Annotated in this window: 8 protein-coding genes and 1 pseudogene; 4 read left to right on the forward strand and 5 right to left on the reverse strand. The window is 68.8% G+C overall.

The genetic code is table 11. The annotated features are described in order from the left end of the window. Positions 1 to 140 (forward strand): annotated as a pseudogene (locus tag GX015_RS03460) (branched chain amino acid aminotransferase); the annotation flags it as partial. Positions 141 to 1,033: 893 nt separating this feature from the next. Here the strand turns inward: GX015_RS03460 and GX015_RS03465 are convergent. From GX015_RS03465 to GX015_RS03480, 4 genes are all read right to left on the reverse strand, one after another. Next, positions 1,034 to 2,083, reverse strand: a complete 1,050-nt coding sequence (locus tag GX015_RS03465; protein WP_291342826.1) for an adenosylcobinamide-GDP ribazoletransferase — start codon at positions 2,081 to 2,083, stop codon at positions 1,034 to 1,036. Positions 2,084 to 2,091: 8 nt separating this feature from the next. Next, positions 2,092 to 3,231, reverse strand: a complete 1,140-nt coding sequence (gene cobT, locus GX015_RS03470) for a nicotinate-nucleotide--dimethylbenzimidazole phosphoribosyltransferase (protein WP_291342828.1) — start codon at positions 3,229 to 3,231, stop codon at positions 2,092 to 2,094. 77 nt (positions 3,232 to 3,308) lie between these two features. After that, on the reverse strand, positions 3,309 to 3,998 hold the full coding sequence (locus GX015_RS03475) for a bifunctional adenosylcobinamide kinase/adenosylcobinamide-phosphate guanylyltransferase (protein ID WP_291342830.1): 690 nt from the start codon (positions 3,996 to 3,998) through the stop codon (positions 3,309 to 3,311). A gap of 7 nt (positions 3,999 to 4,005) precedes the next feature. Beyond that, positions 4,006 to 4,776 carry a DUF3043 domain-containing protein gene (locus GX015_RS03480; protein WP_291342832.1) on the reverse strand — a complete coding sequence of 257 codons (771 nt, stop codon included), beginning with the start codon at positions 4,774 to 4,776 and terminating at the stop codon, positions 4,006 to 4,008. 376 nt (positions 4,777 to 5,152) lie between these two features. Here GX015_RS03480 and GX015_RS03485 point away from each other — a divergent pair, with 376 nt between their 5' ends. Further along, positions 5,153 to 5,494, forward strand: coding sequence for an iron-sulfur cluster assembly accessory protein (locus GX015_RS03485; RefSeq protein ID WP_291342833.1), 342 nt, complete (start codon positions 5,153 to 5,155; stop codon positions 5,492 to 5,494). A 520-nt stretch (positions 5,495 to 6,014) separates the two neighbouring features. Here GX015_RS03485 and asnB read toward each other — a convergent pair. Next, complete coding sequence (gene asnB, locus GX015_RS03490) at positions 6,015 to 7,940, reverse strand: asparagine synthase (glutamine-hydrolyzing) (RefSeq protein ID WP_291342835.1); 1,926 nt, start codon at positions 7,938 to 7,940, stop codon at positions 6,015 to 6,017. A gap of 377 nt (positions 7,941 to 8,317) precedes the next feature. Here asnB and GX015_RS03495 point away from each other — a divergent pair, with 377 nt between their 5' ends. Together GX015_RS03495 and GX015_RS03500 are read left to right on the forward strand one after the other, a co-directional pair. Beyond that, a complete protein-coding gene (locus GX015_RS03495) occupies positions 8,318 to 9,478 on the forward strand; it encodes a cytochrome c oxidase subunit II (RefSeq protein ID WP_291342837.1) in 1,161 nt (386 codons plus the stop codon). A 30-nt stretch (positions 9,479 to 9,508) separates the two neighbouring features. Beyond that, positions 9,509 to 9,955, forward strand: a complete 447-nt coding sequence (locus tag GX015_RS03500; protein WP_291342839.1) for a cytochrome c oxidase subunit 4 — start codon at positions 9,509 to 9,511, stop codon at positions 9,953 to 9,955. Positions 9,956 to 10,083 lie beyond the last annotated feature (128 nt).

The following is a 10,083-nucleotide window of genomic DNA, read 5'->3' on the forward strand; positions in this document are numbered from 1 at the left end:
ACGGGTCGTTCAAGATCAACGGCGGCGAGACCGGCGAGTGGACCATGAAGCTGCGCGAGCGCCTCACCGGCATCCAGCGCGGCGACGTCCCCGACGAGCACGGCTGGCTGCAGACCCTCGTCGAGGCGCCGGAGGCGTAGGCGGGCGCAGGCGGGGCGCAGGCTGGCGCCCAGAGCGCAAAAAGACGTCCAGTGGCCAGATAGATGTGGTTCGCCACATCTATCTGGCCACTGGACGTCTTTCTCTTGGGGCCGGCGTCCCGGGGAGGGGACGTCGTCGGTTTCCGCGCCGTCGGCGGCGCGCAACCGGGGCCTTCGAGCCCCGCCCGTGTCGCACCCGGCCAGATACCTACGTTCCAGCCAGATACTCATGTTCAAACGTGGGTATCTGCACCGAACGTAGGTATCTGTCGGCGTGGTCCTCGCGATTGCTTGACGACGGGCTGCCTCGCCCGTGCATCGCGCCCAAACCGAGCACCGCGGCCAAGCAAATCCCCGCGCTCGCGTTGAGCACCGCGCCCGAGCCGGCACTGCGCCGCCTTCGAGCAGCGCTGAGCATCACGCTCCGGTAGAACACCCACGACAATTATCCGCCGGGGGTGCATAGGGGGAGATTGATCGGGGAATTGAATTCACCCGGGAATCGGGAATGGCTGCGGAGGGCAAACGAAAATGCGCCCCGCGGCAGTCATTCCGCAAGGCGCATTCCGTAAAACCCGGAGGTCGAAGGTGTGCTCGTGAGTGGCGCCCCGGCAAACGGACGGCGCGTAATTTAATTGGGCGAGCCCCGAAACGAGCCTCCTACTCCGCCTCTCCGGCGGTGTGCCCTCAGTCTAGGCCCACCATTCCAAGTTCGTCAATGGGCAATTTTTCCTTTTCCGGTTTTGGGGTGGAAATCGGGTGTGGGGCCGGCCTCCTGGGTCGTGAACCCGCAGGTCAGACAGGAGAAGGTGCGGAGGGAGGACGGTCAGCAGAGTAGGAAGTGGGTGGGAAAGTGGAGCGAGATGAGGGTGGCGCGGGAAGATTCCCGGGGTTCAGCCGAGGGCGAGGAAGATGGCCGCGATGAGGGTGGCCATCTGGATGATCGCGCCCAGCACATCGCCGTTGACGCCGCCGAGCCTTCGCACCGCCAATCGGCCGAAGACGACCGCGAACACCATCACGGCCAGGCAGGCGAGAACGCCCGCCACTCCGGCGACGATGGCGCCGGCCGCGGTCAACGGCACCCACCAGGCCACCAGCGTCCACGTCGATTGGGTCGCCCCGACGAGCGCGCCGAATCCCGTCGGCGCCATCGGCGGCAGCGACCGGTGGCAGGCGGTGGTCGCTGCGGCCCGGCCGATGACGAAGGGCAACGCCAGCACCAGAGCCGACGCGACGACCCGAACCACGTCGAACTCCGCGTCGAGAATCCAGGGGGCCGGGAACACGGCCACCGCGAAACCGTGGGCGAGCACCGCCATCGCGGCGGCCTGGGCGACCAAAGTCAGCGCCACGGCACCCGCGCCCATCGGGCCGGTGTCGGGGGAGCGCAGGATCTCGCGGGCGCCCTCCGGATCCCGGTAGGAACCGAGGGCGTCGGCGACATCGGCAAGCCCGTCGATGTGCATGGCGCGCGTGACCAGCTCGGCGACGCAGACGATGAGCACGCCCATCAATGCGGCGAGCAGGGGAGAGGTTGCGGCGGCTACGGCGGCCACCCCGGGATCGCCGGCAAGACCCACGCCCGACATCGGATCCGCCGCCATGCCACCGGCGGAGGGCGATTGCGAGACGCCGGAATCCGACAAGCCTCCGAACCAGGCTGCGCCCGCGCCGATGCCGCCGACGCGCGCGAACAACCACGCCCCGCCGCTGACGATCACCGCCACCAGCACGGCGGCGAGCCCGGGAACGAACCCCGCGATCGGAGCCGCCGCCATGGCTCGGCGGCCGGTGATGCGGTCGAAGACCTTCGCGCCGCGCATGGGCACGACGGTCAACCAGGAGATGGCCGTGCCCGCACCTTCGGCGAACGCATTGCCGTGGGCCGCGAGGTCACCATCGAGTGGCGCGCCGTCGGACGGCCCGGCCTTCCCCGACACGTCGGCGATCAGTCCTGCTGGGACGGCTGTTCGCCGCCCTCCCGGTGCCCCGGCCGCTCTTCGGTGGCGGGCGGGGCGGGGACGTCGGCGGCGGAGGGCGCCGCGGGCGCGTCGCCCTTGTCGGACACGCCGGCGTCGCCGAACGTGGACATCTCGGACAGGACCGCGACCGCGTGCTTGAGGATCGGCAGCGCCGCGACCGCGCCCGAGCCCTCGCCGAGCCGCATGCCGTACTCCAGCAGCGGCTCCAGGCCGAGGTGGCGCAGCGCGATGGAGTGCGCGGGCTCGGCGCTGCGGTGGCCGGCGACCCACCAGGCCCGCGCGCCCGGCGCCATCTGGTCGGCGAGCAGCGCGGCGGCGGTGGCCACGACCCCGTCGAGGATCACCGGCGTGCGCCGCACGGCCGCCTGCGCCAGAAACGCCGCCATCGCGGTCATGTCGGGGGAAGATGCCCGGCGCAGCACCTCCACCGGATCGTTGCGCAGGCGGCGGACGCGGAACATCGCGTCACGCACCGCGGCGGTCTTGCGCTTCCACCCCTCGTCGTCGATGCCGGTGCCGCGGCCGACGACGGTCACGGGCTCCGAACCGGTCACCGCGCCGATGAGCACCGCAGCCGGAGTGGTGTTGCCGATGCCCAGGTCGCCGGCGATGAGGACGTCGGCGCCCTCGTCGATGGCGTCGTCGGCAAGCTTGATGCCCGCCTCGATGGCGCGATCGCACTCTTCCTGCGTCATCGCGTCCTCGACGTCGATGGACCCGCACGAACGCCGGACGCGGAACGGCCCCTCGGCCTCGTGGTCCAGCGAAATGTCGACCGACGTCACCGACGCGCCCGCGACGCCCGCGATCGCGTTGACGCCCGCGCCACCTGCGTTGATGTTGGCGTGCATCTGGATGGACACCTCGGTCGGGTACGCCGACACGCCGCTCGCCGACACGCCGTGGTCGCCGGCGAAAACGATGACGCGGCAATCCTCCAACGGCTTCGGCGGGCACTGCCCCTGGCACGCGGACACCCACACGCCGAGGTCCTCGAGCCGGCCGAGCGCCCCGGCGGGCTTGGTCAACTGGAGCTGGCGCTCGCGGGCGAGCTGCTCCACATGCTCATCGGGGGCGACGACGGTACCGAAGCGATTGTTGGTCATGGTGAAAAGATTATCCCAGCGATCGGATGCCGGTCCGGCGAGTGGCGGCGCCCCGGTCCCCGCGGCTTCCCGCGCGGCTACTTCAGGTGGAGGGCGACGCCGGCGACGACGAGCACGACGCGGTCGCAGACCTCCGCCAAACGGCCGTTGAGCAGCCCGATCTCGTCGCGGAACAGGCGCCCGGACCGGTGCTCGGGGATCACGCCCATCCCCACTTCCGGGGTGACGATGACCAGATGAGGTTCCGGCTCGCCACGTCCCCCGCCTTCTTGCTTTACGACGCCTTCGCGCACCCCATCGACCGGCGCCTCATCGGCTCCCCAGTCCCGCACGGCGGCGACGAACTCGTCGGTCCATGGTGCGACGGACCCGCGGGACGAATCCCACAGGTTCTCGCGGTCGAGGACGCCCGTCAGCCACGTGCCCACGTCGTCGAGGAGGACGAAGGGGGCGGAGAAGCCCGCTCCGGCGGCCGATTCATCGTCGAACGCGGAAGACTTGGCATCGGGCGTAAGAGAAGGAGCGAGCCCGATCGGCCGTCGCAAAGCCTGGATCGCGTCGACGTCGTCGACCGTGCGCCAATGCGCGGGACGGCGCTCGCGGTGCCCGGCGATTCGGGCGGTGAAATCGGCGTCGAAGCCGTCCGCGCCAGGCCACGGGCGCGCCGTGGCCACGTAATCGACCGGGGAGGGGCCGTGGGCGTCGAAAAGCGACTCCGCCCACCCGGACTTGCCGGAACGGGCCCCGCCCAGGACGAGCGTGCGCACCGGCGGCCTAGACCTCGTCGCCGATGTTCTTCTGCGGGCGCGGGGTGCGAAGGCGGCGCGGCTGCGACGCGCGCGAGTAGGCGTAGAAGCCCAGGCCCGCACCGGCGGCGTCGGTGTCGGGGAAGCGCTCGCGGACCAGCTTGTTCGCGCGCTTGCCGATGAGGACGGCCTCCACCACGAGACCGACGATCATGACCATCGAAATGATCGACGCGATGTTCGCGACCTGCGGCATCGCCTGGCCCAGGAACATCACCAGCAGCAGCACCAACGCGAACGGCAGGAAGATGTTGGCGAAGAAACGGCGCGAATCCACCCAATCGCGCACCAACGCACGCTCGGGGCCCTGATCGCGCGGCAGCATGTACTTCGGGTCGCCGGCGGCCATGCGCTCGTCGGCGATGCGGCGCTGCTCGCGGCGCTCGGCGCGCTCGCGGGCCTTGACGGCCTTCAGCTCCTCCTTCGACATGGAGGCCTTCTGCTCCTTGCGCTGCTCGCGGGCCTCCTTGCGCGTCTTCGGCGGGGTGATCGGGCCGCGGCGGGTGCCGTGGGCGCGCTCGATCTCGTTGCGCTTCGGAGTCGGACGGCCCTTCTTCGGCGTGTACGCGCTGCCCTTGTTCGCCGTCGCGCGGGCGGCCTCCTCGGCGGTGGGGACGTGGCCGCGCGCGGCGGTCGAATCGCCGGCGGCGGCGTTCGCGGCGGCGGCGTCGGCGGCGCCGGTCGCATCGGTGGCCGCGTCGGCGGAGGTGGGCTCGTTCTTCTTCCAGGGCGTCTTCACGGCCAACACCCTATCGGGCCTGCGCCGAGGGCCCAAAGTGGCGCGCCGATCCTGCGGGGCGGCCGCGGCGTCGTGAAGCGGTGGACGAGGGCCGGGCGACGAGACCGAGGAACATCTGCGCGACTCTGGCGCGGTTCCGGCGGCGTTCCGGCGGGGGTTGCGCCACGGAAGCGGGGTGGTGAGGGTATCCTTCGGCCATATCGGAACGCACGCCGACCGGTTCGGCGCCGGAGCGGATGGCCGGCTCGGGGAAATCCCCGGGTCACACGCCCATCGACCCGGCCGCCGGAAATTCGTACGGACGGTGAGGAATAAACGCCTCGCCGCGCGCGTTCACCGAAGTAACCGAGCACCGCTATCCAAGGAGCACCACGCTATGACCACCGCACAGACCACCGGCGTGACCCTCACCGACGTCGCCGCCGCCAAGGCCAAGGCCCTCCTCGACCAGGAAGGCGCCAACAACCTCTCGCTGCGCATCTCCGTCGCCCCGGGCGGCTGCGCGGGCCTGCGCTACCAGCTGTTCTTCGACGACCGGAACCTGGACGGCGACGTGTCCGAGGAGTTCGGCGGCGTCCGCCTCGTCGTCGACCGCCAGTCGGTGCCCTACCTGATGGGCGCGAAGATCGACTTCGCCGACACCATCGAGCAGCAGGGCTTCACCATCGACAACCCGAACGCCACCGGCTCCTGCGCCTGCGGCGACTCGTTCAACTGATCGGCTGATTCCGGCGCCCGCATCGCGGTCGCACCGATGCCCGCCCCGACGTTTGCGGTCGGCGGCGGGTTTTCGCGTTTCGGGTGGGGCTCGTCGGTTACGGCGGGTTGCACATTCAACGAGTGTGCGGTGGAGGGCCGGGACCGCACGCTCGTGCCAAGGAGATGGCACCGAATTCAGCCACCTGCGGAAACGAGTTTGTCGACACCCCGTTGGCATCTCCTTGGCACGAGACCTGGGCGCCGGTGCTTTGAACGCGCCGATTACGCCCGCGCTGCGATTGTGCCGATTGCGGTGAATGCGCCCGAGCCTCGAATGCGCCGATTGCCCCCGGGCCTCGATTGCACCGGATGCGCCAATGCCCAGGCCACGCACCATTTTCAGGGCGGACGGGGCGCGGGTGGGCGTCGTCAAGCAAAGGTCCCGCATACGACGAGATCGCGACTCCTGACCGGAATCGCGATCTCGTGGATGGGGCAGCCGCGCCCGCGCTGGCCGCGCCGCGGACGACGCTGCGCGGCTAGAGCTGCACGGGGTAGTCGCGCTGCTCGATGTCGGGCTTGATGCGGCCCTCGATGAAGATGCCGTGCCACACCATGAACGCCAGGATGGTCCACAGGCGGCGGGAGTGGTCGCGCTCGGTCGGATGGTGCTCGGCGAGCATCTGCAGCACCTGCGCCTTGTCGATCAGCGCATCGGTCTGCGACTCGCGGATGACGTCCTCCGCCCAGCCGCGCAGCTCATCGCCGGCGAGCCAGTGGCGGATCGGCACCGGGAAGCCCAGCTTGCGGCGGTTGAGCACGTGCGCCGGCACGATCTGCTCCATCGCCTTGCGCAGCGCGTACTTCGTGGTGCCCTCGGCGATGCGCATGTCCACCGGCAGAGTCTCGGCGACCTTGAACACCTCGCGGTCGAGGAACGGCACGCGCAGCTCCAGCGAATTGGCCATGGTGATCTTGTCGGCCTTGACCAGGATGTCGCCGCGCAGCCACGTGAACAGGTCCAGGTGCTGCATGCGGGTCACCGGGTCCATGCCCGCGGAACGCTCGTAGATCGGGGCGGTGACCTCGCGGTGGTCCCACTCGCGCTGCGCCCACGGCAGGACGCGCTGCAGCTGCTCCCAATTGAAGGAGCGGGCGTTGCCGTAGTAGCGGTCCTCCAGCGGCGTGGTGCCGCGCTGCAGCAGGGACTTGCCGCGCATGCCGTCGGGCAGCGCGTCGCCGAGCTTGGCCAGGCCGGCCTTCAGCGGGCCGGGCACGCGGTCGAAGCCCGCGAGCGACAGCGGCTCCTTGTAAATGGTGTAGCCGCCGAACAGCTCGTCGGCGCCCTCGCCGGAGAGCACGACCTTGACGTGCTTGCGGGCCTCCGCGGCGACGAAGTACAGCGGCACCAGCGCCGGGTCGGCCACCGGGTCGTCGAGGTACCAGATGATCTTCGGGATCGCCGAAGCGAACTCCTCCGGCGACACCACCTTGACGATGTGCTCCACGCCGATCGCCGCCGCCGACTCCGCCGCGACGTCGACCTCGGAGAAGCCCTCGCGCTCGAAGCCGGTGGTGAACGTCAGCAGGTTCGGGTTGTGGCGCTTCGCCAGCGTCGCGATCGCGGTGGAGTCGATGCCTCCCGAAAGGAAGGAGCCCACGGTCACGTCCGCGCGCATGTGCTTGGCGACGGAGTCCTCCAGCGCTTCGGCGATCCTGTCGAAGACGGCCTGCTCGCCGCCCTTCGGCACCGGGCGGATGGGGAAGTTCGGGTGGAAGTAGCGCTTCTGCTCGACCGCGCCGCCGGGCGTGACCGTGGCGGTGCAGCCGGACTCGAGGCGGCGGATGTCGGTGTGCAGCGATTCCGGCTCCGGCACGTACTGCAGGTCCATGTAGTGGACCAGGGCGCGCTCGTCGACGTCCTTCGCGTCCACGCCGAGCTCGGGGGCCATCTCCAGGATGGTCTTCTTCTCCGATGCGAACGCCGTGCCGCGGTCCGTGGTCGCGTAGTACAGCGGCTTGATGCCGAAGGGGTCGCGGGCGAGGAACAGCGTCTTCTCCACCGTGTCCCAGATGGCGATGCCGAACATGCCGCGCAGATGCTTGACGACGTCGGCGCCCCAATGGTGGAAGCCCACCACGATCGGTTCGCCGTCACCGGAAGTATTGAAGGAATAGCCCGCGGCCGTCAGCTCCTCGCGGAGCTCCACGTAGTTGTAGATCTCGCCGTTGAAGGTCATGGCGTAACGGTCCGGCTGATCCTCCGGGCCCCACACGAGCGGCTGATGCGAATGCGCCAAGTCGATGATGGACAGGCGATTGAAGCCGAAGACGACGTCGGCGTCGTTCCACGTGCCCGCTTCGTCGGGGCCGCGGTGGCGCATGCAGGGCAGCGCGCGCTCGATGGCGGGCACGAGGTCCGCCGCATCGGAGCGAGCCGTGAGAATTCCGAGGAGACCGCACATGGCTTTACGCGAACACCTTTCGTGGGGGAGGGGGACCGCTAAGACAATAGTCCTCCGCGCGGCGAGGGCGAATTCCCGCGCCGGAGCGCAAAACGGCGTCGGCGCGGTGCGGCGGCGGATGGAGGCGCGGCGGGCCGTCGTCAAGCAAAACGAACCGCGACGCACCCCCGGCCATGAAGGTGATCGGGATCACCAAAAAGGGCGGTACCCCCGTGACCATGCCCCTTCTCAGCGTTTTATCAGCCCGTCTATACTCGGTGACACCCCGTGGGGTCAGTCCAGTGTGGAGAATTCACAGGAATGGGCTAACCTGCTTGGGAAAGACAGAACCCTCATGGGTTCTTAAGGAATTGTGTGGATCAGGAAGGCAGACACACGTGAATCAGCGTAGAGAGTACGGAGCCGCCCGTAAGCTCGGCCTGCTCGGCGTCCTCGCCGGCAGTGCGACCCTGCTCGCCGGTTGCGACGTCAACCCGCCGGACAACGGCTTCTTCAAGCTGCTGCGTTTCGGCTGGCCGATGGGCGTCACCCCCGAGGCCGAGGCCATGGGCAACTTCTGGGTCTGGGTCTGGGTCGCGGCCTGGATCATCGGCATCGCCGTCTGGGGCCTGACCATCTTCTCGATGATCGGCCACTCCGCCAAGAAGGCCAAGAAGGCCGGCAAGGGCGAGTTCCCGCGCCAGACCGCCTACAACGTGCCGCTCGAGCTGGTCCTGACGATCGTCCCGATCCTGATCGTCATGTCCCTGTTCTTCTTCACCGTCCAGACGCAGGACAAGGTCACCGCGATGGACAAGGAGCCCGAGGTCGTCGTCGACGTCACCGCCTTCCAATGGAACTGGAAGTTCGGCTACGCCAACGTCTCCGGCGAGCTCATGGGCGGCGAGGACTACACCGGCCGCCAGGAGCGCCAGGACCCCGAGCAGTTCTTCACCGACGAGCACGCCGGCGAGGACGCCCCGGACCAGTCCGAGTACCCGGTCCACGGCCAGTCCAAGGCCGACCGCTCCTACCTTCACTTCAACGAGGTCGAGGTCCTGGGCACCACCGAAGAGGTCCCGGTTCTGGTCGTGCCCTACGACACCGCGATCGAGTTCGACCTGGCTTCCGCCGACGTCGTCCACTCCTTCTGGGTCCCCGAGTTCCTGTTCAAGCGCGACGCCTTCCCGCACCCGGAGGCCAACAAGTCGAACCGCCGCTTCCAGATCGAGGAAATCTCCTCGGCGATGATCGAGAGCCGCCCGGTCGACAACCCGCGCGACTCCTACAGCAACGCCTTCGTCGGCCGCTGCGCCGAGATGTGCGGCACCTACCACGCGATGATGAACTTCGAGGTTCGCGCCGTCTCCCGCGAGGCGTTCGCCGAGTACATGCAGTTCCGCATCGACAACCCGGAGGCCTCCAACGCCGAGGCGCTGGAGTCGATCGGCGAGGAGCCCTTCGCCGTGTCCACCAGCCCGTTCAACTCCGGCCGCCTGGACACCCGCGACATGGGTCAGCGCGACTCCAACACGGTCGACCTGAACGCCACCAAGTAACCGCCCGACGACTCCAGAAAGAAGTCAGACATGAAGTCCGCAGCAAAGCTGTTTTACGGTCTCACCGTGTTCCTGGGCGTTATGACCGTCGTGTACATCTTCGGCACGATGTACCTCCAGGACACCGGCAACATCATCAACGAGAACCACGGTCGCCTCGAGTGGGCCGGCGCCACCGGCCTGGTCATGGCCACCCTCCTGACCCTGTTCCTGGGCGTGTACTTCCACTTCACCGAGGTCCGCTCCGACATCACCCCCTCCGACTGGGAGGAGGCCGAGGTCGCGGACGGCGCCGGCACCCTGGGCTTCTTCTCCGCCAGCTCCATCTGGCCGTTCGTGATGACCATGGGCATCCTGCTGATGGGCTACGGCATCGCGTTCATGGCTTACTGGCTGATCGTGCTCGGCGCGGTCATCCTGATCTGGTCGGGCACCAAGCTCAACACCCAGTACATCACCCCGCCGGAGAAGCACTAGCTCACCGGCCCGCCGGAGAGGAACCACCTCACCGGCAGCCCGCGACGGTGATCCCCGCGATCACCTGACGCGGACGCGACAGAACCCCGCCACCCGGCCTTCCGGTGGCGGGGTTTCCGCGTGCGTGG

Origin of the sequence: Corynebacterium sp. (assembly GCF_012837295.1) — a bacterium.
In the GTDB taxonomy this organism is placed as follows: Bacteria; Actinomycetota; Actinomycetes; order Mycobacteriales; family Mycobacteriaceae; genus Corynebacterium.